This is a genomic window from Streptomyces coeruleorubidus, assembly GCF_008705135.1.
GTDB lineage: Bacteria > Actinomycetota > Actinomycetes > Streptomycetales > Streptomycetaceae > Streptomyces > Streptomyces coeruleofuscus.
This window is the reverse complement of record NZ_CP023694.1, coordinates 1,701,507-1,727,819: the sequence shown is the minus strand read 5'-3', so window position 1 is coordinate 1,727,819 and position 26,313 is coordinate 1,701,507. Positions and strand designations below refer to the sequence as shown.

Below are 26,313 nucleotides of genomic sequence, written 5' to 3'. Positions count from 1 at the left end.
AGCCGTAGCCGTCGGCCGAGCCCCTTTCGGGACGGCTGCTCACAGGAACAGCTGATCGTGGCCTTATCCCGTGCTGAGCCGCGCCCAGGCACACTGGAGGCATGACGACTGGCGCTCAGACCCCCAGGTACCCCGCCCGGCCCCCGCGCTCCCGGCTGCGCACGTTCCTGCCGTTGGGGATCGCCGCGTGGCTCGTGCTGGAGATCTGGCTGCTCACGCTGGTCGCGGGGGCGTCGAGCGGGCTGGTGGTCTTCCTCGTCCTGGTGGCGGGCTTCATCCTCGGCTCGGTCGTCATCAAGCGGGCCGGCCGGCGGGCCTTCCGCAAGCTCTCCGAGGCGCTGCAACAGCAGCAGAGCGGCGTGATGCCCGCGGCGACCCGGCCGAACAGCGAGGGCAACGGCCTGATGATGCTGGGCGGACTGCTGCTGATGATCCCCGGCCTGGTGTCGGACGCGGTGGGTCTGCTCCTGCTGCTGCCCCCGGTCCAGAAGGCCGTGAGCCGCTCCGCCGAGCGCACCTTCGAGCGCAAGCTCCGCGAGGCCGACCCGGGCACCCTGGGCGGCGCCTTCCAGCAGGCCCGCATGCACCAACCCGACGGCAAGGTCGTCCAGGGCGAGGTCATCAAGGACGAGCCGGGCGGCACACCGCAGGAACCGCGCCCGCCGCTGACGCACTGAGCGTCCCGGCGTCCGGGCGCACGCGGCAGGAGCCGCAGGAGCGCGGGCACGGCAAAAACCGCGGGCGCCGTACTTCACGTACGGCGCCCGCGGTCCTTGACGCGCTGTAACTTCGGCCAGACCCCGGAGGGACTTATGCCGACTTGCGGCTGTCTCGGGGATGAATCGCGATGTTCATCGCACCGGAGCGCAGAACCGCCAGGCGCTCCTCGAGGACCTCTTCGAGTTCCTCACGGGTGCGCCGCTCCATCAGCATGTCCCAATGCGTACGCGCGGGCTTGGCCTTCTTCTCTTCAGGGCCGTCACCGTCCACGAGGAGTGCCTGGGCCCCGCAGACCTTGCACTCCCACTCCGGCGGGATCTCCGCCTCGACCGAGAAGGGCATCTCAAACCGGTGCCCCTTCTCGCATGCGTACTCCACGGCCTGGCGCGGGGCCAGGTCGATGCCGCGGTCCGTCTCGTAGCTGGTCACCACGAGGCGCGTGCCGCGAAGAGCTCGCTCACTCATGAATCGTGCCTCCCGGGCTTGTCGCCCACAGGACAGGTGTCGCTGTCGTCGTCATCCGGTCAACGTCCGGTCGGCGGTAAAGATTCCCGTTCCGAGTCCCGTTCCGGGTCATGCGTCGCCGTCGTAGCCGCCCTTGTTGTACCCACCAGCGCCCGGTTTGTCACATCTACTAGCAGATGTAACCTAGCGTTTCGGCATCTTTGACGCGCAGTAACGGTACGCCTGGCAGGCCAAACGCGTACACTACAGCCCTTTCGCGCCGAGTGCTAAATCCTGTCAGGAACCGGGTTCCCCGCTTCTTCGATCGCACGCCGCACCGGAACCCGCGCGAGCAGGGCGAACCCGATGACGAAGAAACCCACCAGCGAGATGATCGCGTCCCGGTAGCTCCCGGTCAGCTGGTAGGTGAGCCCGAACAGCAGAGGCCCGAGCCAGCTCATTCCGCGGTCGCTCATCTCGTACGCGGAGAAGTATTCGGCCTCCTTGCCGGGCGGGACGAGATGGGAGAACAGGGACCGGGACAGCGCCTGGCTGCCGCCGAGGACCAGGCCGATGCCCGCGGCCAGGACGAAGAACCACACCGGCGCCCCGGCCGGCAGGAAGTACCCGGCCGCCAGTGTCAGCGTCCACGCGATCAGAGAGCCGAGGATCGTGCGTTTGGCCCCATAGGTCCGGGCCAGCCGGCCCATCGTCAACGCGCCCGCCACCGCCAGCACCTGCACGAGCAGGATGGCGCCGATCAGGGTGGACTGCCCGAGGCCGAGTTCCTCGGAGCCGTAGACCGAGGCCTGGGAGATCACCGTCTGGATGCCGTCGTTGTAGACGAGGTACGCGAGCAGGAAGGCGAGGGTCAGCGGATGGCGGCGCATGTCGCGGACGGTCGCCGCGAGCTGCCGGAAGCCGGGCAGGGCCGCCTCCGGCGCGGCGGACCTGCGATCGCGCAGCCGTGTCAGCGGGATGAGGGCGAACGCGCCCCACCACAGGCCGGCCGACGCCAGGCAGATCCGGACCGCGGTGCTCTCGGAGACGCCGAAACCGTCGTGCCCGGTGTAGAGGACCAGGTTGACGACGAGGACCAGCGAACCCGCCGCGTAGCCGAAGGCCCAGCCGCGGGAGGAGACCGCGTCCCGCTGCTCGGGCGGGGCGATCTGCGGCAGGTAGGAGTTGTAGAGCATCATCGCCACGGACTGCGCGGCGTTGGCGACGATCAGGAGTGCCCCGCCGAGCAGGTAGCGGTCGCCGTCCAGGAAGAACATGGCCGTCGTGGCCGTGGCCCCCAGATACGCGGCGGCCGCGAGGAGGGGCTTCTTGCGGCCGGTGCGGTCGGCGGCGGCGCCCACCAGAGGCATCACCAGTACGGCCACGATCACCGACAGGGACACCGAGTACGCGAAGAAGGACCCGGCACGCACCGGGATCCCGAGCGGGTGGACGTACCCGTCGGCGTCGGCCGCCGACTCGGCGACCGACGTCAGATACGGGCCGAGGAAGACGGTGAGCACGCTCGTCGAGTAGACGGAGCACGCCCAGTCGTAGAAGTACCAGCCACGCTGCTGGCGCTTGAGCTCCGCGGCCCCGTCGGCCGGCGGCGTCCGCACGGTGTCGGTGCCCACCCGTGCCCTCGCTTCCCCGTGAACGCGCAGGGGCGCCGGGCCGGGGTCTCAGATCCAGACGCCGCGGTCCTCCATGACCTTGCGCAACGTGTCGATGTGATCGGTCATGATGCCATCCACGCCGAGGTCCAGAAGCCGGTGCATGCTCTCGGGGTCGTTGACGGTCCACACGTGTACCTGGAGGCCGCGGGCGTGGGCGGCGCGGAGGAAGCGGTGGTCCACGACCTGGATGCCGGACTGGATCTCGGGGACCTGGGCGGCGACCGCCGAGCGGCGCACCGCCGCCGGCAGCCCCCAGGAGCGCAGCCGCAGGTTGAGCACGCCCCGGGTGCCGTACGAGGTGGCCAGGCGCGGGCCGGCCAGCCGCTGGGCGCGCACCACGCGGGCCTCGGAGAACGAGCCGAGGCAGATCCGGTCCCAGGCGTTCGTCCGGCCGACCAGATCGAGGAAGGGCAGCAGGGCGGCCTCCGCCTTGACGTCGACGTTCCAGCGCACGTCGGGGAACGTCTCCAGGAGTTCCTCGAAGAGCGGCACCGGTTCCTCGCCCGCCACGCGCGCGTGGCGGACCTCCTGCCACGGAAGGTCGGTGATCCGGCCCGCGCCGTCCGTCACCCGGTCCAGGGTCGCGTCGTGGAAGGCGACGAGTTTCCCGTCCCGGGTGGCGTGGACGTCGGTCTCGATGTACCGGTAACCCGCCTCGACGGCGCACCGGAACTGCCGCGCGGTGTTCTCCAGGCCGTCCGCGGCCCCGCCCCGGTGGGCGAAGGCGATCGGGCCGGGATGGTCGAGATAGGGATGGCGTATCCGCGGGGTCACGGTCGCAGTATCGCTCCTCGGGGTTGACCTGTGGCAACGACCGTGCTGCCGCCGGATGCCGTAGGAACGGCGAACACACGCAGGAAGAGCTGCGCGAGCGGGCCGATGGCAACCGCGTACAGGAGGGTGCCGAAGCCGACGGTGCCGCCCAGGGCGAAGCCGGTCGCCACGACCGTGAACTCGATGACCGTGCGCACCAGGCGGATCGAGACGCCCGTGCGCTGGTGCAGTCCCGTCATCAGGCCGTCGCGCGGGCCCGGGCCGAACCGCGCCGCGATGTACAGGCCGGTCGCCGCGCCGTTCAGGACGATCCCCGCCACCATCGTGCCCACGCGCAGCGTCCAGCCGTGAACGTCGGGCACCAGGGCCAGTGTCGCGTCCATCGCCATGCCGATGACCAGCACGTTGGAGACCGTGCCCAGGCCCGGTCGCTGGCGCAGCGGGATCCACGCGAGCAGCACCGCGGCGCCCACGATGGTCAGCACGACGCCGATCGACAGACCGGTCCGCTCGGCGAGGCCCTGGTGCAGCACGTTCCACGGCTCCAGACCGAGCCCCGACCTGACGAGCAGCGCCGAACTCGCCCCGTACAGCGCGAGACCGGCGTAGAGCTGCGTCAGTCGTCGGACCAGACGCCCGTGCGTGGCCATGATGTGCCCCCCCAGTGGTGGTAGTGGACTGCTACATGACACCCTGTGGCTTGGATGGAGAGGCCATCCATGGCCAATCCCAGGAAGGTGGACTGATTCTCATGGCGCAGTGGACCTCGGCCGTGGGTGCGGCGCAGCTCGCACGGCTGCTCAACTCCCAGCAGGATCGCCCGGCGGGGCCCGGCACGCGCCGACCGCCCGCCTACCGCGCGCTCGCCGACGGCATCCGCCTGCTGGTGCTCGAAGGGCGGGTCCCGGTGGCCGCCCGGCTGCCCGCCGAGCGGGAGCTCGCCCTCTCCCTGTCCGTCAGCCGTACGACGGTCGCCGCCGCCTACGAGGCGCTGCGCAGCGAGGGCTTCCTGGAGTCCCGGCGCGGGGCGGGCAGCTGGACCGCCGTACCGGCCGGGAACCCGCTGCCCGCGCGCGGCCTGGAACCCCTGCCGCCCGAGGCGCTCGGCTCGATGATCGACCTGGGCTGTGCGGCGCTGCCGGCCCCCGAACCGTGGCTCACCCGGGCCGTGCAGGGCGCGCTGGAGGAGCTGCCGCCGTACGCGCACACGCACGGCGACTATCCCGCCGGGCTGCCCGCGCTGCGGTCGATGATCGCCGAGCGCTACACCGCTCGTGGGATCCCGACCATGCCCGAGCAGATCATGGTGACGACCGGGGCGATGGGCGCGATCGACGCGATCTGCCATCTGTTCGCCGGGCGGGGCGAGCGCATCGCCGTCGAGTCGCCCTCGTACGCCAACATCCTTCAGCTGATGCGGGAGGCGGGGGCCCGGCTCGTGCCCGTCGCGATGGCCGATGGGCTCGCCGGGTGGGACATGGACCGCTGGCGGCAGGTCCTGCGGGACGCCGCGCCCCGGATCGCGTACGTCGTCGCGGACTTCCACAATCCGACGGGTGCGCTCGCCGACGAGGACCAGCGGCGGCGGCTGGTCGACGCGGCCAGGTCCGCGGGGACCGTGCTGATAGCCGACGAGACGATGACCGAGCTGTGGCTCGACCCGGACGTGCGGATGCCGCGGCCGGTGTGCGCCTTCGACCCGGCGGGGTCGACGGTGATCACCGTGGGGTCGGCGAGCAAGGCCTTCTGGGCCGGGATGCGCATCGGCTGGGTGCGGGCCGCGCCGGACGTGATCCGCAGCCTGGTCGCGGCTCGGGCGTACGCGGATCTCGGTACGCCCGTGCTGGAGCAACTGGCCGTCAACTGGCTGTTCGGCACGGACGGCTGGGAACAGGCCGTGGAGGTGCGGCGCGAGCAGGCGCGGCAGAACCGGGACGAGATCGTGGCGGCGGTGCGGCGGGAGCTGCCCGAGTGGGAGTTCGAGGTGCCCCGGGGCGGGCTGACGCTGTGGGTGCGCACGGGAGGTCTGTCCGGGTCGCGGCTCGCGGAGGCCGGGGAGCGGGTGGGCGTGCGGGTCCCGTCCGGGCCGCGGTTCGGGGTGGACGGGGCGTTCGAGGGGTATGTGCGGTTGCCGTTCACCGTGGGGGGTGCGGTGGCTGAGGAGGCGGCTGCGCGGCTGGCCGCCGCGGCGCGGATCGTGGAGGACGGCGGCGTGGCAGCGGGCGAGTCGCCGCGTACGTTCGTGGCGTAGTCCGCGACTGCCGCGGTCGGCCTGACCGGCCGCGGCTAGGACGTCTTGCTGGGCTTCGTCAGGACGGGCACCGGCTTACTTTCCGTCGGTTCCGTCTGCACCGGAACCGGCTCTGGTTCGGTGAGGACCGGTACTCGCTCCCGCTTCACCGGCTCGGGCTCCGGCACCGGCTCGGGCTCCGGCACCGGCTCCGTCTCCGGTTCGACCGGCTCCGGCTCGCTCCGCGTCGGGTCCGGATCGGGCACCGTCTCCCCGTCCGCCGGTGTCGTGCGGGGCGGGAGGAGGTCCAGGACCGCTTGGCAATGGGCGTCGGACGTCGCGTCGTCATAGGGGTTGGGCGTGGCCGGGACCTGGAGGCGGTGGACCGGGCCCGTGCCCAGACGGGCGTAGCCGCGGCCGGGCGGGACCTGGTCGACGGGGGTGGTGTACGGGGGCGCGCCCAGGACGGACTCGACCTGGTCGGCCGTCGCCGGGCCGAGGACCACGCGCGCGCGGGTGTGCTGCCGTACGGCGTCGGTGAGGGCGTCGGCGCTGTCGAGCTGGTCGGCCACCACCACCGTCACGTTCGCCGGGCGGCCGTGCCGCAGGGGCACCTGGAGGAGGGACAGCGGATCCTTGCGGTCGTCCGCTGCGGCCAGGTGGGTGAACGCCGTCGGGCGGTCCACGAGGATCCACAGGGGACGCTTGGTGTCGTCGGGCGGCGGATGGCCCGCCTGATGAGCCCGGTTGGCGGCGATGAGGCGGCGCTCGGTCTCGGTCGCGGCCCACTCCAGGCTGGCCAGCACCCCGGTGAGCCCGCACTCGACGGCCAGGACGCCGTCCCGGCCGGTCAGGCAGGCGTACTCGCCCGTGCCGCCACCGTCGACGATCACCACGTCGCCGTGCTGGAGGGCCTGGAGAGCGATGGAGCGCAGCAGGGTCGAGGTGCCGCTGCCAGGCTGGCCGAGGGCGAGCAGATGGGGCTCGGTCGAGCGCAGGCCCGTGCGCCAGATGACCGGGGGCACGTCCCGCCGCTGCTCGCCGTAGGTGAGGGGGAGCGTGCGCCGGACCTGCGTGGGGTCGGTGAAGCCGAGGACCGTCTCGCCGGGAGTGGTGACGAAACGCTGGGCGGCGATGTCGACGGGCAGCGGCAGGAGCACGCTGACCGTCAACTGGTTGTCCTCCTCGTCCCACGTGAAGTGGTATTCGCGGCCGCGGCCCGATTTGGCCGCGAGCAGGTGCTCGATCCGCGCGCGGGCCTCGGCCTCGCCGTCGGTGAAGTACGCCGGGTAGCGGACCACCAGGTGCGAGATCCGGCCGCCGCCGTCGAAGGCGTAGGTGGGGAAGGCCTTGTCCCAGGCACCGCCGTGGGCGTAGAGCGGCTCGGGGTCCTCGGCGGTGGAGAAGTACGGGACGAGGGCCTCGTAGAGCGCCTTGAGGCGTTCCGTCTGTGACTCGTCGGGTCCGTCGGCTGCCGCCGGGGTGCGATCCCGGCCTTTCCAGGCCGCAGCCGCCATCAGTGTGACGGCGGCGAGCAGCGGTCCGTACGGCAGCAGCGCCACGACCAGGAGCACGGAGGACACCAGGAACAGCAGCGCCCCCCGTTTCTCCTTGGGGGTCTCGGCCACTCTGCGCCGCCCGGCCGCTGCCAGCCGGCGCAGACCGCGCGTGATCGTGATCAGCGGGTGGAGGACGTCAGTGGCGCTGTCGGCCGCCGTCCGGGCCAGCTCCCGGCTCCGGGCGAGCTGCGCGCCGCCGTTGCTCAGGATGCGGGGGAGGGGGCGCCGGGCCACTGCTGCCTCCAGGGAGTGCGGACGGGCGGGATGCGTACGGGGAGTGGGAGTGTCAGAACTTGATTCCGCCCAGGAGGCTCGCCAGGCTCTCGCCGCCCGCCTTGATGCTCGGGGCGATGGCCGTGCTCGCCAGATAGAAGCCGAACAGCATCGCGACCACCGCGTGCGACGCCTTGAGGCCGTCCTTGCGGAGGAAGATGAAGACGACGATGCCGAGCAGGACCACGCCTGAGATCGAGAGGATCATTTGAGTCTCCTGGTTCGCGGGGACAGTCACCATGAGTACTTCCAGGCTCACAGGATGTATCCATACGATAAAAGGTGCAACTGGGTGAAAGTCGGACCATTTCCCCCGAGCGGCGGAGCGGTCCCCGGCCCGGTCGCGCTGGGCTCTTACCTGGGCGAGGTCTGTAGTGATCTTTACCTCGGGCACATCGGGTCATGTGCCGCGCGAGCCAGTACTCTGGCGATTCACTCGTACGGCTGCGCCGCTCGCAGGCGTACGCACCCGACGTGATGTGTGAGACATGAGAGGCGGTCCGGCCGATGACCGAAGCCCCCGACCCCGAGGTCGTGGAGCTGGCGACCAAGATCTTCGATCTGGCCCGGCGGGGACAGACCGAGGCGCTCGTGGCGTACGTCGACGCGGGCGTTCCGGCCAACCTCACCAACGACCGCGGTGACTCGCTCGTGATGCTCGCCGCCTATCACGGCCACTCCGAGGCCGTACGCGCGCTGCTGGCCCGCGGAGCCGAGGCCGACCGGGTGAACGACCGGGGCCAGACCCCGCTCGCGGGAGCGGTCTTCAAGGGCGAGACGGACGTCATCAAGGCCCTCCTGGAGAGCGGCGCCGACCCGTCCGCCGGCACCCCCTCGGCGGTCGACACCGCCCGGATGTTCGGTCGGACGGAATTGCTGGAACTGTTCGGCGAGCACTGAGCCGACCAGTCTGACCTGGAACGACAACGAAAACGGGGGAGGCGGGACGGGGCCGCCGAAATTTCGGTCGCGGCAGACGGAAGTACCGGGTCATCATGACGACGTGGTTCACGGACGTGATGGATGGGCAGGTGTTGCCGCACCGCGCGGGCCGTGACGCGGTCCGTAAGGGCCACCGACGAGAGGCAGAGGAAGATGGTCTACAGCAAGCAGGAAACGGCGGGCACTCCGACGTGTTGTCGCGCGGCCAGGTAGTACACGTCCCCGGTTGCGTCGACGCTTGATGTGAGGCTGTTTCCCATGTTCGAACCGGTCATAGCGCCCAGCGGTACGCTGCTCGGCCTGCTCCAGCGGGGCCGCGGCGACGGCACGCTGCACGCGCTCACCGCCCCGCGCCCCGAGGCGCTCGCGGCGTTGAACCACTGCGTGCTGCGCGATCCCCGCCACGACTGGCAGGTGGAGAACCGCTCCCTCTACTACGCCCGCCTCTACCTCGACCTGAACGGCGAGCTGGACGCGATCGAGGCCCACCTCTTCGGTGCCGAGGACGTCCTCGACACCGACGAGTCGCGCACCGGGCTCGCCCTCGCCGTCCTCGGGCACCTCGCCTCCTACGGCAGGCGGGACGCGCTCGAACTGCTGCGCAGGTACGCCGCCCACGGCTCCAACTGGGCCTGGGCCCTCGACGAACTGGCCCTCAGGGACGACGACGCGGGCCTGCGCGCCCTCGCCGCACCCGTCCTCGCGCGGTTCCCCGCCGATCCGGAGGGCGACGCCGAGCTGGCCGCGACCGTCCGGGACGCCTTCGAACCCCGGCCGTGGCGGCTGTGGGCCGAGGATCCGCGCGAATCCATCGCCACGCGCGTGCGTGCCGCCCACGAGACGGGCTGTTTCGACCGCTGGCAGCGGCAGATGCGGCCGACCGGGCCCCGCCCCGGGTGGAGTGTGCGAGCCGTCTTCGAATGGGCCCAGCAAGGCCTCGAACGAGGCGCCGCACTCCATGTACCGGCCGCACGCTGTCTCACCGCCGTGGCGGGGCCCGAGGACCGGGCCGAGATCGTCCAGGCGGCGAAGGACGGCGGCGACGGAGCCCGGTGCACCGCCCTGCGCTACCTCGCCGACGGCAACGATCCCGACGCCCTCGGCCTGATCGAGGACGCCGTGGCCACCGGCTCGACGGTCGTCGTGGACGCCGCCGTCGACGCCTTCGAACGCATGCGCTCGCTCGCCGCCATCGACCGGGCGCGCGGCTGGGCCCGGCGGCCGGACGCGCTGGGCGCCGCCGCCGGACGCGTCCTCGCCTGCCGGGGCGGGGCGCAGGACCGCGACCTGGTCCTCGCGGCACTCCGCGAAGCCGTGCGGGGCGAAGGCCCCGACGCACCGACCCTGTGGACCCTGGTCGACGGCACCGGACGGCTCGGCATCGCCTGCGCCGCGCCCGTGCTCCGCCATATCTACCGTGAGACCGCCTCCTCCCATCTGCGCGGCCGGGCCGCCCGTGCCCTCGCCGCCACTGACCCCTCCTTCGCCACCGGCTTCGCCGTCGAGTGCCTGTGGGACTGTGAGGAGACCACCCGCGAGATCGCCGCCCGGCACGCCGAGACCGGGGACACCCGTGTCGTCGAGCGACTGCGCCGGCTCGCCGCCGACCCGGCCGAGGAGGCCGAGGTCCAGACGGCCGTACGCAGCCGGATCGGTCCCGAGGAGACCGCTGTGTGACCCCGCTCCGTGTGAGCGTGTGACTCCCTTTGCGCAAGAACGCCGGGGCGGAATCAGGCCGCCCGGGTGAACGAGGGGTGACTCGCGGGTCAGGGGCGTATGGACGCGGCCTGACCTGCGCGGGTGCGCCTCAGAACGCTCATAGGACGTTCCTCGGCCGGAAAGATCCACGTTGACGCGGCCACGTCCGGTACGGCGACAACACGGGTATGCGTGTCGTCATCGTGACCGAATCCTTTCCCCCCGATGTGAACGGCGTGGCCCACTGCGCTCTCCAGACCGCCCGGCACCTCGTCGATCGCGGTCACGCCCCCGTCGTCGTCGCCCCGGCCCCCGCGCCCGGGAACAAGCCCGACGCCGACGTGCCGTGCCCCGTCGTCCACGTCCCCTCCCTCCCGCTCCCCGGCTACCCCCAGGTCCGCGTCGCCCTCCCCAGCCGCCGCCTGGCCGCCACCCTCATCGAGCACCGTGCCGATGTCGTCCACCTCGCCAGCCCCTTCGTCCTCGGCGTGCGCGGCATGGCCGCCGCCGCCCGCCTCGGCACCCCCGCCGTCGCCGTCTACCAGACCGACCTGGCCGGATACGCCCGCACCTACATGGGCGCCGGAGAGGCCGCCGCCTGGCGGCGGATCCGCTCCGTGCACGGCGCCGCCGACCTCACTCTCGCCCCGTCCAGCGCGGCCCTGCGCGACCTGGAGACCCACGGTGTCCCCCGGGTCGAGCTGTGGCCGCGCGGCGTCGACACCGTACGTTTCCGGCCCGACCGCCGCGACGAGGCCCTGCGTCGTGAACTCGCCCCGAACGGTGAACTGATCGTCGGCTACGTCGGCCGGCTCGCCCCCGAGAAGCAGGTCGAACTCCTCGCCGGTGCCTGCGGCCTGGAGGGCGTCCGGGTCGTGGTCGTCGGCGACGGCCCGAGCCGGCCCGGCCTGGAGCAGGCGCTGCCCGGCGCGGTCTTCCTCGGCCGCCGTACCGGCGACGACCTTGCCCGGGTCTTCGCCTCGTTCGACGTCTTCGCGCACACGGGTCCCTTCGAGACCTTCTGCCAGACGGTGCAGGAGGCCATGGCCAGCGGCCTGCCCGTCGTGGCGCCCGCCGCGGGCGGGCCGCTGGACCTGGTCGCCCACGGACGCACCGGCCTGCTGGTGCCGCCGCGCGACACGGCCGCCGTCCGGGACGCGGTGCGTGCCCTGGCGGCGGACCCCGCGCTGATGGCCGCCTTCGGCGCCGCCGGGCGGGCCACCGTCGAGGGCCGCACCTGGGCGGCCGTCGGGGACCAGCTGATCGGGCACTACGCGAACGTGCTCGCCGCGCGCAGGACGGCGGTGGCGGCATGAGCCACTCGCGTTCGGGCGACAGCAGCCGCCAGTCGCTGCGGATCGTGCGGCTCGCCAACTTCGTCGCGCCCGCGTCCGGCGGTCTGCGCACCGCCCTGCGGGAACTCGGCAAGGGCTTCAAGGCGGCGGGGCACGAGCCCGTCCTCGTGATCCCCGGCGAGCGGATGAGCGACCGGGAGACCGAGCAGGGGCGGGTGATCACCGTCCCTGGGCCGCTGCTGCCCGGCACCGGCGGCTACCGCGTGCTCGCCGACAAGCGGCGGGTGGCCCGGCTCCTGGAGGAGCTCGCGCCGGACCGGCTGGAGGTGTCCGACCGGACGACCCTCAGGTGGACCGGCAAGTGGGCGCGGCGCGCCCGGGTCCCGGCCGTGATGGTCTCCCACGAGACCGCCGACGGCGTGCTGCGCACCTGGGGCCTGCCCGAGGGGGCCGCCCGGCGCGCCGCCGACGCCCTCAACGTCCGTACGGCCCACACGTACACGCGCGTGGTGTGCACCACCGAGTTCGCCGAGCGGGAGTTCGTGCGGATCGGGGCACGCAACGTCGTCCGCGCCCCGCTGGGCGTCGATCTGGTGCAGAGGCACCCCGCGCTGCGCGACCCGGAGGTGCGGGCGCGGCACGCGCGCGTGGACGAGACGCTGCTGGTGATGTGCTCGCGGCTGTCCGTCGAGAAACGGCCCGGCACGGCGCTGGACGCCCTGGAGGCGCTGCGGCGGCGCGGACGCCGGGCGGTGCTGGTGGTGGCCGGGGACGGGCCGTTGCGCGCCCGGCTCGAACAGCGGGCGCGCGAGGGCGCCCTGCCGGTCACCTTCCTCGGGCACGTCTCCGACCGCGGGCTGCTCGGCGCGCTCCAGGCGTCCGCCGACGTGGCACTGGCGCCGGGGCCCGCCGAGACGTTCGGGCTCGCCGCGCTGGAGGCCATGGCGTGCGGCACACCCGTGGTGGCGAGCGCGTCGTCCGCGCTGCCGGAGGTGATCGGCACCGCCGGGGCCGTCGCGGCGGACCACGGGGAGGCCTTCGCGGACGCCGTGGACCTGCTGCTGGAACGCCTGGAGACGGACCGGCGCGAGGGGGCACGCGCGCGTGCGGAGTGCTTCGGGTGGGACGCGGCGGTCGACGCGTTCCTCGCCGCGCACGACGCGGCCGTCCCCGTACGTCCGTTCGCGCCCGGAGGCGTGGCATGAGACCCGTGCGGTTCGGGGGGTCTTCCCGGCTCGGCGGGGCCCCGGATTTCGTGGCCCTCGGTGACTCGCTGACCGAGGGGGTGGGTGATCGTGTCGGCGACGGGGCGTGGCGCGGCTGGGCCGCGCTGCTGGCCGCCGGGCTCGGCGAGGGACCCGCCCGGTTCACCAACCTCGCGGTGAGCGGGTCGCAGACCCGGGACGTGCTGGAGCGGCAGTTGCCTGCCGCGCTGGAGCTGCGGCCGGGCCTCGTGTCCGTCGTCGTCGGCGTCAACGACACCCTGCGCTGCACCTTCGACATCCAGGCCGTGGCGGCCCGGCTCGACCAGGTGTACGCGGCCCTCACCGAGCAGGGCGCGGTGCTGCTCACCGCCTGCCTGCCCGACCCGGGCACGATGCTCGGGCTGCCGGGGGCACTGGCCCACCCGCTGGCCCGGCGGCAGCGGGCCGTGAACTCGGTCGTCCACGCGCTGTCCGACCGGTACGGAGCGCTTCATCTGCACGCGTGCGAGGGCGACTGGATCACGGACCGCGCCATGTGGAGCGCGGACCGGCTGCACCCCGGAGAGCGCGGGCACCGGCAGCTGGCCCTGCGCTTCCACACGCTGCTCGCGGAACACGGCCTCGCGACGGGGCCCGCGCCCTCGCCCGAGCCGGAGTTCCCCGGTCCGACCAGGTCGGCGAGCCTGCGGTGGCTGGCCACGGCAGGGACCGGCTGGGTGGCCCGCCGGTGCACCGACCTGCTGCCCCAGCTCCTGACCCTCGCCGCCGACGAGCTCCGGCACCGGGCCCGGGGCACGAGCGCCCGGCTCGATCTGCGGACCTCCGCGGCCGTGTCCGCCGCGCTCGCCGCCCTGTCGGTGGCCGAGCAGCCGGACGCGGCCTGACAGGCCGGCGGTGACCGGCGTGATCCGGCGGTTCAGCGGCGCCGTACGGCCACGAAGCGGACCGGCGTGCCCGGAACCGCCTGGGCGACCGCCGGCAGGTCGGCGGCGCGGACCACCGCGATCACCGGGTAGCCCCCGGTGGTCGGGTGGTCGGCGAGGAACACCACCGGCCTGCCGTCGGGCGGGACCTGGACCGCGCCCAGCACCATGCCCTCGCTGGGGAGTTCCCCGGGCCGGGCCCGCTCCAGGGCGGGGCCCTCCGTGCGCAGCCCGATGCGGTTGCTCGCGGGGGACACCCGGTAGGGACGTGAGACGAAGGCGCGTACGGCCTCCGGCGTGAACCAGCCGTCGCGCGGGCCGAGTGTCACCCGCAGGACCAGCTCGGCCGGTGGCGCCGGCTGCGGGGCGACGTCCACGCGCGCGTGCGCGTCCGTCGGCCGGCCCAGGGGCAGCACCGTGCCGTCCGTGAGAGGCGGCGGACCGAGCCCCGACAGCAGGTCCGTCGAGCGGCTGCCGAGCACCGGCTCGACCGCGATGCCCCCGGAGACGCCCACATAGCTGCGTACGCCCGACACGGCGGGTCCGACGTCCAGCAGCGCCCCGGCGGGCACGTGCACCGGCGCGCCCCAGGCGACGGGCCGTCCGTCCACCGTGACCCGGCAGGGCGCGCCCGTCACGGCCGCTGTGACGGGCGAACGGGGACGTAGGGCACAGCCGTTGAGGGTCGTCTCCAGCACGGCCGCCGCGGGCGGATTGCCCGCCAGCCGGTTGACGAGGTCCGCCGCGGGCCGGTCCAGCGCCCCGGAGCGGGGCACCCCGAGGTGGGCGTGCCCGGGGCGTCCCAGGTCCTGCACGGTGGTCAGGGCCCCGGCCCGGACGACGGCGAGCGCGCGGTCGGTCACGATCGCCCCACCGGCTCGACGGGGACGAACCGCACCCGCGTGCCCGGCGACAGCAGCGCGGCCGGCACGCGCGCGTGGTCCCACAGAACGGCGTCCGTCGTGCCGATCAGCTGCCAGCCGCCCGGCGACGAACGCGGGTACACACCCGTGTAGGGGCCCGCCAGCGCCACCGACCCCGCCGGGACGGCCGTGCGCGGAGTGGCCCGGCGCGGCACGTCGTAGCGCGGTGGCAGGCCGGTGAGGTAGCCGAAGCCGGGAGCGAAGCCGCAGAAGGCGACCCGGAACTCCGTCCGCGCGTGAATGCGGGCGACCTCCCGCTCCGGCACGCCCCAGTGCGCGGCGACGTCGGCCAGGTCCGGGCCGTCGTAGCGCACCGGGATCTCGACCGCCTCACGCGCGTGTGGGGGAGCGGGCGGCAGTTCGGCGGCGGTCAGTTCGGCGGCCACCCGGGCAGGGGCGTCGAGGCCGTCGAGCAGGACCGTGCGGGCCGCGGGCACGATCTCGCGGGCGGACAGTGAGCCCTCCGCGCGGCGCCGCAGCAGCTCGGCGTGGAGGGCCTGGGCCTCGTCGCCCGAGGAGACCTCGACGAGCAGGGCGTCCTCACCGACCGGCAGGACCCTCATGCGAAGGCCTCCACCCGGACCCCCGACGCCTCCAGCCGCTCCCGGACGCGGCGTGCCAGCTCCACCGCGCCGGGCGTGTCGCCGTGCAGGCACAGGGAACGCGCGCGTACCTCGATCCGTGCCCCCGAGTGGGAGACGACCTCACCGGAGCGGGCCAGGCCCAGCGACCGCTCCACGACGGTGTCGGGGTCGGTGAGCACGGCGCCCTCCAGGGAACGCGGCACGAGCGTGCCCGCGTCGGTGTACGCGCGGTCTGCGAACGCCTCCGTGACGACCGGCAGTCCGGCCTTCCCGGCCAGTTCCAGCAGGCGCGAGCCGGGCAGGCCCAGCACCGGCAGCGCGGCGTCCGCGAGGAGCACGCCGTCGACGACCGCGGCGGCCTGCTCCTCGTCGTGCACGACTCGGTTGTAGAGCGCGCCGTGCGGCTTCACGTAGGCCACGCCGGCGCCCGCCGCCCGGGCGAAGACCTCCAGGGCGCCGATCTGGTAGGCCACCTCGGCCGCCAGCTCGGCGGACGGCACGTCCATCGCGCGCCGCCCGAACCCGGCCAGGTCCCGGTAGGACACCTGGGCGCCGATCCGGACGCCGCGCTCGGCCGCCAGCTCGCACACCCGGCGCATGGTGGGCGCGTCCCCGGCGTGGAAGCCGCAGGCCACGTTGGCGCTGGTGACGACGGACAGCAGCCGTTCGTCGTCGGTGAGCCGCCAGCGGCCGAAGCCCTCGCCGAGGTCGGCGTTCAGGTCGATGCAGGCCATGAATCCAGTGTCTCCTGTCAGGCCACGCGGTACTGCTCGTCGCGGGCGTCGGTGAGGAACATCTGCCCCGGGGCGTGCGTGAGGGCGAACGGCGGACGCGACGCCATCACGGCCGCCTGCGGGGTCACACCGCAGGCCCAGAACACCGGGATGTCGTCCGGTTCGGTGTCCACCGGGTCGCCGAAGTCGGGGCGGCCGAGGTCCTCGATGCCGAGCGCCGAGGGATCGCCGCAGTGTACGGGGCTGCCGTGCACCGCCGGCAGCAGACTGCTCTCCCGGATCGCCGCCGCCAGGTGCTTCGGCGGCACCGGCCGCATGGACACCACCATCGGTCCGTGCAGCCGCCCCGCCGGACGGCACTGCCGGCCGGTGACGTACATCGGGACGTTGCGGCCCTGTTCGACATGGCGGATCGGCACGCCCGCCTCGCCCAGCGCCCACTCGAAGGTGAAGCTGCACCCGATCAGGAACGACACCAGGTCGTCCCGCCAGTACGCGCGCACGTCCGCCGGCTCGTCCACCAGCTCGCCGTCCCGCCACACCCGGTAGCGCGGCAGGTCGGTGCGCAGATCCGCGCCCTGAGCGAGCACCGTGGTCCAGGACCCCGCGTCCGTGACGTCGAGGACCGGGCAGGGCTTGGGGTTGCGCTGGCAGAACAGCAGCATGTCGTAGGCCCAGTCGGCGGGCACCGAGATCAGGTTGGCCTGGGTGTGGCCCGCCGCGACCCCGGCCGTGGGGCCCGTCAGACCCTCCCGGAAGCGGGCGCGGGCCGTTTTCGGGCTCCACGCGCGCGCGTGCTCGTCGACGAGGACGACGGGACGGTCCCCGGTCTCGGTACTCGTGCGGTTCATGCGAGTTCCTTCCCGCGCGTCTCGGGCAGCCCCAGCAGCGCCAGGGCCGCGATGCCGTAGCCGATCGCCCCGAAGACCAGCGCGCCGCCCACGCCCCAGCTGTCGGCCAGGAAACCGACCGTCGTCGGGAAGACGGCACCCACCGCCCGCCCGGTGTTGTACGTGAAGCCCTGCCCCGTGCCGCGCACCGCCGTCGGGTACAGCTCGCTCAGGTACGAGCCGAAGCCGCTGAAGATCGCCGACATGCAGAACCCGAGCGGGAAACCGAGTACCAGGATCAGGGTGTTGGCGCCGCTCGGGATGTTCGTGTACGCCAGGATGCAGATCGCTGACAGCAGGGCGAAGAGCCAGATGTTGCGCCGCCGGCCCAGCTTGTCGGTGAGGTAACCGCCCGTCAGGTAGCCGATGAAGGCGCCCGATATCAGGAACGTCAGATAGCCGCCGGTGCCGACGACCGAGAGGTTGCGCTCGGACTTGAGGTAGGTGGGTACCCAGGTGGCCAGCGTGTAGTAGCCGCCCTGTACGCCGGTCGAGAGCAGCACCGCGAAGACCGTCGTCCGCAGCAGGCCGGGCTTGAAGATCGCCGTGAACGAGCCCTTCTCCGCGCTCTGTTCACGAGCGGCGGCCGCCTCGGGCGCGTCGTGCACACTGCGCCGCACCCAGATGACGAGCAGCGCGGGCAGCGCCCCGGTCCAGAACATGATGCGCCAGGCCAGATCGTCGCCGGCCACCGAGAAGATGAGGGTGTAGGCGATCACGGCCATGCCCCAGCCCACGGCCCAGGAGCTCTGGATCGCGCCGAGCGTGCGGCCCCGGTGCTTGGCGCTCGCGTACTCGGCGACCAGGATCGCGCCGACCGCCCACTCGCCGCCGAAACCGAGGCCCTGGAGGGCGCGGAAGACCAGCAGTGTCTCGTAGTTGGGTGCGAAGCCGCAGGCGACGGTGAAGACCGCGTACGTGATGACCGTGATCATCAGGGCCTTGACCCGGCCGATGCGGTCGGCGAGGACGCCCGCGAGGGCGCCGCCGATCGCGGAGACCACCAGGGTGACCGTCGTGAAGAGGCCGGTCTGGCCGCTGTTCAGGCCGAAGTACGCGGACAGCGCGACCATGCTCAGCGGCAGCGTGAAGTAGTCGTACGAGTCCAGGGCATAGCCGCCGAAGGCACCGGCGAACGCGCGGCGGCCGCGCGGGCCCAGGGCGCGCAGCCAGCCCAGCGCCCCGTCGTCCGAGGTGCGTTCAGCGGACGCGGGGTGAGTGTCGTCGGTCAGGGCTTGCGGTGGAGGGGTCGTGCTCATGGGCACCTCGCAGAAGGAGGGACGGAGGGTGCTTCGGAGTGAGCTGTGCCGTGCCGGGAGCGGTCGGCGCCGCGCTGCGAGAGCGACACCGTGCGTAGCACCGTAGAGTATTGTTCAACGATCCCTCAATACCCATGTTGTTTCGTTCTTGTAATCTGCGATTGAATTCCGGCATGACAGAGCAGTTGAGGGATCTCTCCGACGACCGGGCACTCCTGGGCCGCACCAGCACCGCCGAACGGGTCTCGGACATCCTCAGAAGCCGGATCGCCGAGGGCTACTTCCCGCCCGGCACCCGGCTCTCGGAGGACAGCATCGGCGGCGCGCTCGGCGTCTCCCGCAACACCCTGCGCGAGTCGTTCCGGCTGCTCACGCACGAACGCCTGCTGGTCCACGAGCTGAACCGGGGCGTCTTCGTCCGGGTCCTGACCGTCGAGGACGTGGAGGACATCTACCGCACCCGGCGGCTCGTCGAGTGCGCCGTCGTACGTGGTCTCGGCGAGCCACCGTACGGCCTCGACGGGCTCTCCGGGGCCGTGGACGAAGGGCGGCGGGCGGCTCGGGAAGGCGACTGGAAGGGTGTGGGCACGGCCAACATCCACTTCCACAAGGAACTCGTCGCTCTCGCCGCGAGCGAGCGTACCGACGAGTTGATGCGGAGCGTTTTCGCCGAACTGCGCCTGGCCTTCCACGTGGTGGACGAGCCGCAGCGGCTGCACGAACCGTACATCGCGCGAAATGTCGCGATTCTCGAGGCTCTTCAGGTGGGGGATCGCGAGAAGGCCGAGGGACTGCTCGCCGGGTACCTCGACGACTCGCTGAAGCGGGTCGTCGAGGTGTACCGGCGGCGGGTCGGCGAGGACGGCTGAGGGGACGCAGCGGCGTCGGAGAGCCCCCTGCCGCCGGGGCGTATCCCCGTCGTTTGGGTCGTTGTCAGACCCAGGACCTAGTCTGTGCACCGTGACTTCGCCTGCATCGACGGACAGTGTTCCGCCCCAGCTCAGCGCGGGGCCGCGCCCTGCCCTGGGGCCGGCCGCCGACGAGGGCCTGGCGCGGCGCCTGCGCGCGCTCGCCTGCACCGCGCCGCTGCACGACCTCGACGCGCGCAAGGCCAACCTCGCCGGCGAGTACTCGGTCTACGGCATGGCGGAGGTCGCCCTCGCGGCCATCGACCTCGTCACCCTGAACATGGACTTCGACACGGGCGCGGACCACGATCAGATCGTCGCCCGCCTCATCCCGCGCATCGCCGCCCAGGCCCCGCAGCGCCCCGCGGCCGAGCACGAGCGGGTGGCCCGCTGGGTCCTGGAGAACCTGATCAACGTCGGCAGCGTCGACCGCGGCTTCCGCGCGGTGTACGGCACGTTCGGGGCGGACGGCACGTATGTGCGCCGTGACTACGACTTCAAGCTGATCGAGGAGGTCCCGGGCCCGGGCGGCACGGTCTACCTGCGGACCACGGACGAGGCGGTCAACGTCCTCGTCGGCGCCCTCGACACGGACGTCACCAGCGCGCAGATCGCCGCCGAGGTGAAGCTGGAGGTGCTGATCAGCCGCGGCCGGCTCGCCGACGCCCAGCTCGCGGCCGAACAGGCCCGCTACCGCACCGTGCAGTACTCGGAGACCCTGCGCCGCGCCCTGGACGCCACCCGGCGCAACGTGCGCGCGGTGGACTGGCTCACCACCGTGCCCGACATGATCGCCGAAGCCCTGGAGCACGTGGCCGACCGCTACCGCCACGAGAACGCGATCCTCACCAACATCCGCAAGGCCCGCGACGAGTCCGAGGACCCCGAGCACAAGCGCCGCGCCGCCGAGCTCGTCGACATCGTCAAGGACTGCATCCGGCGGCACACGCAGTTGCAGTCCCGGCTGCTCGAAGCCGGACCGCTGTTCCGCGCCGAGCAGGACCGGCAGGCCTTCGCCACGCCGATGACGACATCGGGGATCGACCTGTACGGGCATCTCGTCTCGCCCGTCCTGCCGCTGCCGCTGGAGCAGGCCGTGCGGGTCACGGACGCCTTCTTCGGGCGCGGCACCGGGTTGCGCACGCCGGTGTCCGTCCGCGTCGGGGACCTGGTCGACATACTGCTGACCCCGCCGGTGGAGCGGGAGCATCTGGGCGCGGAGATGCCCGAGCCGGATGTCATCGCCACGCCCGACGACAGCCGGTTCAGCGAGGAGCAGATGGCGGCGGCGCAGGAGTTGCTCGACCTGCCGGCGGATGCGCCGCGGCGGCTGTCGGGGCTGCTGGCGGAGGCCCGTCGGCGGGATCCCGAGCTGCCGTACCTGGTGGCCCTGCTGGCGGTGCACGCGGCGAGTCCGCCGGTCGGTACGGCCTATCGCCAGGGCGAGCAGAAGTTGCTGTTCGCCGTGGACGACGGGACAGAGCTCGATGATCCCGAGTTCGGCGGGGCGGACTTGATCGTCGGCACAGCGCTGCTGGACGCGGCGGGGATGGCGGCGGATCGTACGGAGGCCGCGTGATGTGTCCGCCGGTGGGCGGGTGCGGCTCCGTTGCGGCCGGTCGCGCCCGCGCGGCGGAGCCGCACATGTCACCGCCCCGCGCCCCTGAGGGCGACGGCCTTCACCCAGTTTCCGAGACCGAGGAGTTCAAGCCGTGAGCGAGCACGTCGAGTGGAGTGAGCCGGAGGGGACGGCCCCCGCGGCCACCGCCGCCGTCACCCCCGCCGACGCCGCCGACGCGGCGCGGCTCGTTTCCTTCGGGTTGCAGCCCAAGCTTCAGCCCGCCCGCGACCAGGAGTACGCCGACCTGCTGCGGCGCTACCGCGAGGACCCGCCGTTCGCGCGGCTCGCCGACGCGGTGGCGACCGGACTGGGGCTGATCGTGCTGGAGGTCTCCCCGCGCGCGGGCATGGCCGTGACCGCCGCCGAGGACTCGGTGTTCGCCGTCCGCATGGGCGACTACGCGCGTCGTACGTCCGCCGACGGCGGCGACCGGTTCCTGCACGGGCTGGCCCATCTCGCCGTCGCCGCCATGGCGTTCCCTCGCCCCGAGGACCTCGCCGACGACGGCTACATCGGCCGCGTCACGGTCAACGGCGTCGACGCCTTCGTCCGCCAGGCCTGTCGCCGGCTGGAGGAGCGCGCCGCCGAACAGGGCGAGAACACCGACCCGGCGACCGACGCGCCCGGCCTGGAGGCCGCCTGGCGGATCTGGGTCCGGCGCAGCGCGACCGGTGCCACCAAGGACGCGCGCCGGCTCGCCGGTTCGACCACCGGCATCGTCGCCAAGGCCGTCGCGTTCCTCACCGACTCCGGATTCCTCCAGCGCACCGGCGACGACAACGGCGGCACGTACCGCACGACCGCCCGCTACCAGCTCCAGGTCCGCGACATGGCCGGCAGCGCCGCGATGGCCGAACTGCTGGAGCTGGGCGTCGTCCCGGTCACCGACGGCACGCCGACGCTGCTGCCCCCCGAGGAGAGCGACGACCTGGAGCTGGTCGCCGACGCCGGGCTGCCGTTCCACTCCTCCTGAACTCCCCATCTCACGAAGACTTACGAGAGTCCGCCATGTACGAGCTGTCCCGGGTCCGCCTCTACTCCATCGGGCCGGCCGGTGCGCGCTACGCCGACACCGTGCTTGACCTGCGCGGTGTGGGCGAGCCCGTGCCCGACCCCGCGCCCACGCAGGCGGAGTTCTTCGAGGAGGAGCCCGTCGGCCCGCCGCGCCGACCCGCGCCCGCGGGCGTGCTCTTCCTGGAGAACGGCGGCGGCAAGTCGGTGCTGCTCAAGCTGATCTTCTCGGTGATGCTGCCGGGCCACCGGAACACGCTCGGCGGCGCCAGCTCCGGCGTGCTGCGCAAGTTCCTGCTCGCCGACGACTGCGGACACGTCGCGCTGGAGTGGCAGCACGTGCTGACCGGCGAGTGCGTCGTCGTCGGCAAGGTCAGTGAGTGGCGCGGGCGGCAGGTCTCCAACGACCCGCGGAAGTTCGCCGAGGCCTGGTACTCCTTCCGCCCCGGGCCCGGACTGAGCCTCGACAACCTCCCCGTGGCGGAGTCCACCGCCGTACAAGCCCCGGTCGAGGGCCAGTCGGGCGCGCGCGGCCGGCGCCGCACCATGAAGGGCTTCCGCGACGCCCTCACGGAGGCGGGCAAGACGTACCCGCACCTGGAGGTGCACTGGGAGGAGATCCACGACCGCTGGATCGAGCACCTCGGCGACCTCGGCCTCGACCCCGAACTCTTCCGCTACCAGCGCGAGATGAACGCCGACGAGGGCGAGGCCGCAGGTCTCTTCGCGGTCAAGAAGGACGCCGACTTCACCGACCTGCTGCTGCGCGCCGTCACCGACACGCGGGACACCGACGGGCTCGCCGACCTGGTCAGCGGCTTCGGCAACAAGCTGGGCCGGCGGGCGGAGCTGATCGCCGAACGCGACTTCACCGCCGGATCCGTCGACCTGCTCGGACGGATCGTCGAGGCCGCCGAGGCCCGTTCCCGCGCGCGTGACATCCACGCCGGAGCCGAGCGCCGGACACGCACCCTGGCGCGCAGGCTGTCCGCGCGCGGCGTGCAGGAGCGGGTCCGGGCCGCCGACCTGGCCCAGCGCGTCACCGCCGCCGCGTACGCCGTCACGCACGCCGAGGCGGCCCGCGAGCGCAGCGCGCTGATCTCCGCCGAACTCGCCTACCGGCACGCCTCGCTGGCCCTCGCCGCGGCCGAGAAGTCCGCCGCCGCGCAGAAGCGCGAGCTCGCCGACGCCCGCACGCTGTACTCGGCGTGGCAGGCCGCCGAGGCCGTACTGCGCCACCGCGCGGCCGCCGACCGCGTCGCCCGCGTGTCCGCCGCGATCCAGGAGGCGGAGCGCGACGCAGCCCCGGCGCTGGCCGCCCGCTCCAAGGCCGCCGTGGACCTCGTACGGGCCCTGCACGCGGCCGCGGAGAAGGCGGAGAACCACGCCAACGAGGAGGAGGAGCGCTCCGCCGCCCTCCAGGAGGTCAGCGACGCGGCCTACCGGGACTCCACCGCCGCCGCCACACAGGCGCAGCGGGCCCGCAGTGAAGTCGGGCACCTCAAGCAGCGCCTCTCCGAGGTCGAGCAGGAGACCGCCGAGGCGGTACGGGCCGGCTGGCTCGACGACAGCGCGCCCGACGCCGACCCGGCCCGTGCGGCCCTCGCCGCCAGCGACGCCGAGAAGACCGCCGTCGCCGCCTGGGACTCGGCCCGCGAGGCGTCCCGCCGGGCCACCGAGCAGGCGCGCGAAGCCGCCGCCACCGAGACCCGCGCGGAACTGACCGCGGCCCGCGCGGCGGACGCGGCGACGGCCGCGGAGCGGTCGTACGAGGCCGAGCGCCGCACCGCCGAGGCACTGGCGGGGGAGGAGCGGCTGGCGGAACTGCTCAGCCTGACCCCCGAGACCCGCCCGGGCATCCCGCAGCCCCGCCACGGCACGCACAGCGAGCCGGCCACCCGGCCCGCCCCGGGCGAGCAGGGGCTCAGCCCCGAGGAGCTCGACCGCTTCGCCGACGACCTGCGCGACCTGCTCGACGACGCCGTCGGCTCCGCCGAACGCCAGCTGTTCGACCTGCGTACGGCCGCCGCCGACGACTCGCGCATCCTCGGCGCGCTCGGTGACGGCGGGCTGCTGCCGCCCGGCCCGGACGTGCTGGCCACGGTCGAGTTCCTCGGCGAGCACGGCATCCCCGCGCTGCCCGGCTGGCGCTACCTCGCCCAGGCCGTCGACCCGGCCGACCACGCGCGCGTCCTGGCCGCCCGGCCCGAACTGGTCGACGGCGTGATCATCACCGACCCGGACTCCCACGCACGCGCCCGGGAGGCGCTGGGCGACGCGGCGCTGCTGCCCCGCTCCGCGGTGGCGGTCGGCACCGCCGCCGCCCTGCTCGCCCCGACCCCCGCCCCGGACACCGACAGCGCAGACGTGTTCCTCGTCCCGCCGAACCCGGCCATGCACGACGAGCACGCCGCCGACGAGGAGCGGCAGGCGCTGCGCGCCCGGGCGACCGAGCGGGACGAGGAGATCCGCACGCTCGCCGCACGGCTCGGCAAGGACCGGGAGCTGGCCGCCCGCCTCGCCTCCTGGCGTACCGGCTGCCCGGCCGGCCGACTCGCCGAACTGGCCCAGACGGCACACGACACCCGCGCGTTCGCCGAAGAGGCGGAGGCCGAACTGGCCGAGGCGCGCACGGTGCGGGCGGAGGCCGACGAGGCCGCCGCCGAGGCCGCGCGCGTCCGGGACGAGCGGCAGGAGACCGCCCAGAAGGCCCGCCGCTCGGCCGACGCCCTCGCCGGGCTCGCCTTCCGGCTGCGCGAGCGGGCCGGCTGGCAGGTCAAGCTCCGGGAACTGGCCGACGAGGCCGCCGAGGCCGAGGCGAGCGCCCAGGCCTGCCTGGAGCGGGCCCGGGCTGCCGACGAGGACCGGCGGGCCGCCCAGCGCGCTGCCGACGACGCCCGCCGCACCGCCCGCGCGCTGCGCGCCGAGCGCTCCGAGATCGCGGGCGCCCCCGACGACGTACCCGAGGACGGCGCCCAGACCCCGAAGGCCTCCTTGCCCGCCCTCCGTGAGGCCTACCGGGCGGCGTCACAGCTGTACGAGAAGGTCGGCGTCGGCGCCGACCTGCGGGCGGAGCAGGCCCGTGCCGAGAGCGACGAGAGCGCGGCCCGCGCGGAGCTGGACCGGCTGAGCAACAAGGTCCGTACGCGCGCCGAACAGCTCCTCGAATCCCCCGACGGCTCCGACGGACCCAGCCGCCAGGCCGCCGCCGCCCGTGCCGAGGAGCTGGTGCAGCTCCTGGAGACCCGCATGTCGAGCGCGAGCGAGCAGCTCGGGCGGCTGCGCGGCGAGGCCGAACGGCACGCGCCCGAGGACGGCGAGGCCCACACCGACCTCCCCGAGGACCGCCGGCCGCGCGACGCCGAGCACGCGCAGACCCTGCTGCGCACCGCCATGGCCGAACTCGCATCCCACACCGAGGCGCTGAACCAGGCACGCGAGGCGCACGCCGAGCTCCTCGACGCCCACCGCGCCGCCGAGGACGCGGCGAGCGGCTTCGACGAGATCGCCGCCATGCTCCGCGACCTGCTGCGCGAGCACACCACGGAGGAGGAGCAGGAGGAGACCGAGCCGTACCCCGGCAGCCCGGAGGAGGCCCGGCAGTCCGCCGCCGAGGCCCGCCGCTCCCTGCGCGGCTGCGCCGCCGACCTGTCCGCCGCCGAGGCGGCCGTCCGCGAGGCCGGCGACATCCTCGTCCGGCACGCCAACTCCACGCGCTACGAGCAGGTCCGCACCCCGGCACGGCAGCAGATCCGCGAACTGCCCGCCTCCGCGCTGCCCGAACACGCCCAGAAGTGGGCCGACGCCTTCGCGCCCCGGCTCCGGGTCCTGACCGACGAGCTGGAGCAGCTGGAGCGCAACCGCGACTCGATCGTGGACCGGCTGCGCGGCCTGGTCGAGTCGGCCCTGGCCACCCTGCGCTCCGCCCAGAGGCTCTCCCGCCTCCCGGAGGGCCTCGGCGAGTGGTCGGGACAGGAGTTCCTCCGCATCCGCTTCGAGGAGCCCGACCAGGCCACGCTCACCGAGCGACTCGGCGAGGTCATCGACGAGGCGACCCGTGCCGCCGTCAAGAAGAACTCGGACCTGCGGCGGGACGGCATGTCCCTGCTGCTGCGGGGCGTCGCCGCGGCCCTCCAGCCCAAGGGTGTCGCCGTCGAGATCCTCAAGCCCGACGCGGTGCTGCGCGCCGAGCGTGTCCCCGTCGGGCAGATGGGCGACGTCTTCTCCGGCGGCCAGCTCCTCACCGCCGCCATCGCCCTGTACTGCACGATGGCCGCGCTGCGCTCGAACGACCGGGGCCGGGACAAACACCGGCACGCCGGCACGCTGTTCCTCGACAACCCCATCGGCCGCGCCAACGCCACGTACCTGCTGGAACTCCAGCGGGCGGTGTCGGACGCCCTGGGCGTCCAGCTCCTCTACACCACCGGCCTGTTCGACACCACCGCGCTGGCCGAGTTCCCCCTGGTCATCCGCATGCGCAACGACGCCGACCTGAGGGCCGGCCTCAAGTACATCAGCGTCGAGGAACACCTCCGCCCAGGGCTGCCGCAGCAGCCACAGGCGGGGGAGGCGGTGCACAGCGAGATCACGGCCACCAGGATGTACAAACGCCCCGCGTCTACGACGCCTTAGGGGCGCGGG

At 73.4% G+C, this 26,313-nt stretch carries 22 protein-coding genes; 11 read left to right on the top strand and 11 right to left on the bottom strand.

The genetic code is table 11. The features are described 5' to 3' along the window. Nucleotides 1-101 precede the first annotated feature (101 nt). A complete protein-coding gene (gene fxsA, locus CP976_RS08065; RefSeq protein ID WP_150479720.1) occupies nucleotides 102-677 on the top strand; it encodes an FxsA family membrane protein in 576 nt (191 codons plus the stop codon). 133 nt (nucleotides 678-810) lie between these two features. On the opposite strand, the gene CP976_RS08060 is transcribed toward fxsA, so the two are convergent. From CP976_RS08060 to yczE, 4 genes are all read right to left on the bottom strand, one after another. Continuing rightward, complete coding sequence (locus CP976_RS08060; protein ID WP_010046329.1) at nucleotides 811-1,185, bottom strand: RNA polymerase-binding protein RbpA; 375 nt, start codon at nucleotides 1,183-1,185, stop codon at nucleotides 811-813. A 266-nt stretch (nucleotides 1,186-1,451) separates the two neighbouring features. Beyond that, nucleotides 1,452-2,798: an MFS transporter gene (locus CP976_RS08055; protein ID WP_150479719.1), complete on the bottom strand. Its 1,347-nt coding sequence runs from the start codon at nucleotides 2,796-2,798 to the stop codon at nucleotides 1,452-1,454. 48 nt (nucleotides 2,799-2,846) lie between these two features. Then, nucleotides 2,847-3,614, bottom strand: a complete 768-nt coding sequence (locus tag CP976_RS08050; protein WP_150479718.1) for a glycerophosphodiester phosphodiesterase family protein — start codon at nucleotides 3,612-3,614, stop codon at nucleotides 2,847-2,849. Then, nucleotides 3,611-4,264, bottom strand: coding sequence for a membrane protein YczE (gene yczE, locus CP976_RS08045; RefSeq protein ID WP_150479717.1), 654 nt, complete (start codon nucleotides 4,262-4,264; stop codon nucleotides 3,611-3,613). The genes CP976_RS08050 and yczE overlap by 4 nt, the downstream gene beginning before the upstream one ends. A gap of 101 nt (nucleotides 4,265-4,365) precedes the next feature. Between yczE and CP976_RS08040 the strand changes: the two genes are divergently transcribed. Beyond that, entirely contained in the window at nucleotides 4,366-5,865 is a 1,500-nt protein-coding gene (locus CP976_RS08040; RefSeq protein ID WP_150479716.1) for an SCO1417 family PLP biosynthesis transcription factor, read from the top strand. A 35-nt stretch (nucleotides 5,866-5,900) separates the two neighbouring features. Here the strand turns inward: CP976_RS08040 and CP976_RS08035 are convergent, their stop codons facing one another. Together CP976_RS08035 and CP976_RS08030 are read right to left on the bottom strand one after the other, a co-directional pair. Further along, entirely contained in the window at nucleotides 5,901-7,637 is a 1,737-nt protein-coding gene (locus tag CP976_RS08035) for a hypothetical protein (protein ID WP_150479715.1), read from the bottom strand. 52 nt (nucleotides 7,638-7,689) lie between these two features. After that, the gene (locus CP976_RS08030) at nucleotides 7,690-7,884 is read right to left on the bottom strand and encodes a hypothetical protein (protein WP_059416083.1); all 195 of its coding nucleotides are present in this window, start codon (nucleotides 7,882-7,884) and stop codon (nucleotides 7,690-7,692) included. Nucleotides 7,885-8,183: 299 nt separating this feature from the next. Here CP976_RS08030 and CP976_RS08025 point away from each other — a divergent pair, with 299 nt between their 5' ends. From CP976_RS08025 to CP976_RS08000, 5 genes are all read left to right on the top strand, one after another. After that, nucleotides 8,184-8,576, top strand: a complete 393-nt coding sequence (locus CP976_RS08025; protein WP_150479714.1) for an ankyrin repeat domain-containing protein — start codon at nucleotides 8,184-8,186, stop codon at nucleotides 8,574-8,576. A 300-nt stretch (nucleotides 8,577-8,876) separates the two neighbouring features. After that, complete coding sequence (locus tag CP976_RS08015) at nucleotides 8,877-10,295, top strand: HEAT repeat domain-containing protein (RefSeq protein ID WP_150479713.1); 1,419 nt, start codon at nucleotides 8,877-8,879, stop codon at nucleotides 10,293-10,295. A gap of 209 nt (nucleotides 10,296-10,504) precedes the next feature. Beyond that, nucleotides 10,505-11,632: a glycosyltransferase family 4 protein gene (locus CP976_RS08010; RefSeq protein ID WP_150479712.1), complete on the top strand. Its 1,128-nt coding sequence runs from the start codon at nucleotides 10,505-10,507 to the stop codon at nucleotides 11,630-11,632. Then, the gene (locus CP976_RS08005; RefSeq protein ID WP_150479711.1) at nucleotides 11,629-12,816 is read left to right on the top strand and encodes a glycosyltransferase; all 1,188 of its coding nucleotides are present in this window, start codon (nucleotides 11,629-11,631) and stop codon (nucleotides 12,814-12,816) included. The genes CP976_RS08010 and CP976_RS08005 overlap by 4 nt, the downstream gene beginning before the upstream one ends. Then, complete coding sequence (locus CP976_RS08000) at nucleotides 12,813-13,700, top strand: SGNH/GDSL hydrolase family protein (protein WP_150479710.1); 888 nt, start codon at nucleotides 12,813-12,815, stop codon at nucleotides 13,698-13,700. The genes CP976_RS08005 and CP976_RS08000 overlap by 4 nt, the downstream gene beginning before the upstream one ends. Nucleotides 13,701-13,732: 32 nt before the next feature. Here the strand turns inward: CP976_RS08000 and CP976_RS07995 are convergent, their stop codons facing one another. The 5 genes from CP976_RS07995 to CP976_RS07975 are packed head-to-tail and all read right to left on the bottom strand — an operon-like array spanning nucleotide 13,733 to nucleotide 18,129. Continuing rightward, complete coding sequence (locus CP976_RS07995) at nucleotides 13,733-14,602, bottom strand: 5-oxoprolinase subunit C family protein (protein WP_150479709.1); 870 nt, start codon at nucleotides 14,600-14,602, stop codon at nucleotides 13,733-13,735. Next, nucleotides 14,599-15,225 (bottom strand): 5-oxoprolinase subunit B family protein, encoded by a 627-nt coding sequence (locus CP976_RS07990; RefSeq protein WP_150479708.1) that lies wholly within the window; start codon nucleotides 15,223-15,225, stop codon nucleotides 14,599-14,601. The genes CP976_RS07995 and CP976_RS07990 overlap by 4 nt, the downstream gene beginning before the upstream one ends. Then, entirely contained in the window at nucleotides 15,222-15,980 is a 759-nt protein-coding gene (locus CP976_RS07985) for a LamB/YcsF family protein (protein WP_150479707.1), read from the bottom strand. Before CP976_RS07985 ends, CP976_RS07990 begins: the two co-directional genes overlap by 4 nt. Nucleotides 15,981-15,997: 17 nt before the next feature. Further along, on the bottom strand, nucleotides 15,998-16,831 hold the full coding sequence (locus tag CP976_RS07980; RefSeq protein WP_150479706.1) for a putative hydro-lyase: 834 nt from the start codon (nucleotides 16,829-16,831) through the stop codon (nucleotides 15,998-16,000). Then, nucleotides 16,828-18,129, bottom strand: coding sequence for an MFS transporter (locus CP976_RS07975; RefSeq protein WP_150479705.1), 1,302 nt, complete (start codon nucleotides 18,127-18,129; stop codon nucleotides 16,828-16,830). Before CP976_RS07975 ends, CP976_RS07980 begins: the two co-directional genes overlap by 4 nt. Before the next feature lie 173 nt (nucleotides 18,130-18,302). Here CP976_RS07975 and CP976_RS07970 point away from each other — a divergent pair, with 173 nt between their 5' ends. From CP976_RS07970 to CP976_RS07955, 4 genes are all read left to right on the top strand, one after another. After that, a complete protein-coding gene (locus CP976_RS07970) occupies nucleotides 18,303-18,998 on the top strand; it encodes a GntR family transcriptional regulator (RefSeq protein WP_150479704.1) in 696 nt (231 codons plus the stop codon). Nucleotides 18,999-19,089: 91 nt separating this feature from the next. Beyond that, a complete protein-coding gene (locus CP976_RS07965; protein WP_150479703.1) occupies nucleotides 19,090-20,616 on the top strand; it encodes a hypothetical protein in 1,527 nt (508 codons plus the stop codon). A 133-nt stretch (nucleotides 20,617-20,749) separates the two neighbouring features. Continuing rightward, entirely contained in the window at nucleotides 20,750-21,631 is an 882-nt protein-coding gene (locus CP976_RS07960) for a hypothetical protein (RefSeq protein ID WP_086603143.1), read from the top strand. Nucleotides 21,632-21,666: 35 nt separating this feature from the next. Further along, a complete protein-coding gene (locus CP976_RS07955) occupies nucleotides 21,667-26,304 on the top strand; it encodes a hypothetical protein (RefSeq protein ID WP_150479702.1) in 4,638 nt (1,545 codons plus the stop codon). Nucleotides 26,305-26,313 lie beyond the last annotated feature (9 nt).

Excerpts from the sequence above, each read along its gene's own strand:
- fxsA (WP_150479720.1), top strand. The coding sequence starts at position 102 with ATGACGACTGGCGCTCAGACCCCCAGGTACCCCGCCCGGCCCCCGCGC.
- CP976_RS08060 (WP_010046329.1), bottom strand. The coding sequence starts at position 1,185 with ATGAGTGAGCGAGCTCTTCGCGGCACGCGCCTCGTGGTGACCAGCTAC.
- yczE (WP_150479717.1), bottom strand. The coding sequence starts at position 4,264 with ATGGCCACGCACGGGCGTCTGGTCCGACGACTGACGCAGCTCTACGCC.
- CP976_RS08040 (WP_150479716.1), top strand. The coding sequence starts at position 4,366 with ATGGCGCAGTGGACCTCGGCCGTGGGTGCGGCGCAGCTCGCACGGCTG.
- CP976_RS08030 (WP_059416083.1), bottom strand. The coding sequence starts at position 7,884 with ATGATCCTCTCGATCTCAGGCGTGGTCCTGCTCGGCATCGTCGTCTTC.
- CP976_RS08025 (WP_150479714.1), top strand. The coding sequence starts at position 8,184 with ATGACCGAAGCCCCCGACCCCGAGGTCGTGGAGCTGGCGACCAAGATC.
- CP976_RS08015 (WP_150479713.1), top strand. The coding sequence starts at position 8,877 with ATGTTCGAACCGGTCATAGCGCCCAGCGGTACGCTGCTCGGCCTGCTC.
- CP976_RS08010 (WP_150479712.1), top strand. The coding sequence starts at position 10,505 with ATGCGTGTCGTCATCGTGACCGAATCCTTTCCCCCCGATGTGAACGGC.
- CP976_RS08005 (WP_150479711.1), top strand. The coding sequence starts at position 11,629 with ATGAGCCACTCGCGTTCGGGCGACAGCAGCCGCCAGTCGCTGCGGATC.
- CP976_RS08000 (WP_150479710.1), top strand. The coding sequence starts at position 12,813 with ATGAGACCCGTGCGGTTCGGGGGGTCTTCCCGGCTCGGCGGGGCCCCG.
- CP976_RS07990 (WP_150479708.1), bottom strand. The coding sequence starts at position 15,225 with ATGAGGGTCCTGCCGGTCGGTGAGGACGCCCTGCTCGTCGAGGTCTCC.
- CP976_RS07985 (WP_150479707.1), bottom strand. The coding sequence starts at position 15,980 with ATGGCCTGCATCGACCTGAACGCCGACCTCGGCGAGGGCTTCGGCCGC.
- CP976_RS07980 (WP_150479706.1), bottom strand. The coding sequence starts at position 16,831 with ATGAACCGCACGAGTACCGAGACCGGGGACCGTCCCGTCGTCCTCGTC.
- CP976_RS07975 (WP_150479705.1), bottom strand. The coding sequence starts at position 18,129 with ATGAGCACGACCCCTCCACCGCAAGCCCTGACCGACGACACTCACCCC.
- CP976_RS07970 (WP_150479704.1), top strand. The coding sequence starts at position 18,303 with ATGACAGAGCAGTTGAGGGATCTCTCCGACGACCGGGCACTCCTGGGC.
- CP976_RS07955 (WP_150479702.1), top strand. The coding sequence starts at position 21,667 with ATGTACGAGCTGTCCCGGGTCCGCCTCTACTCCATCGGGCCGGCCGGT.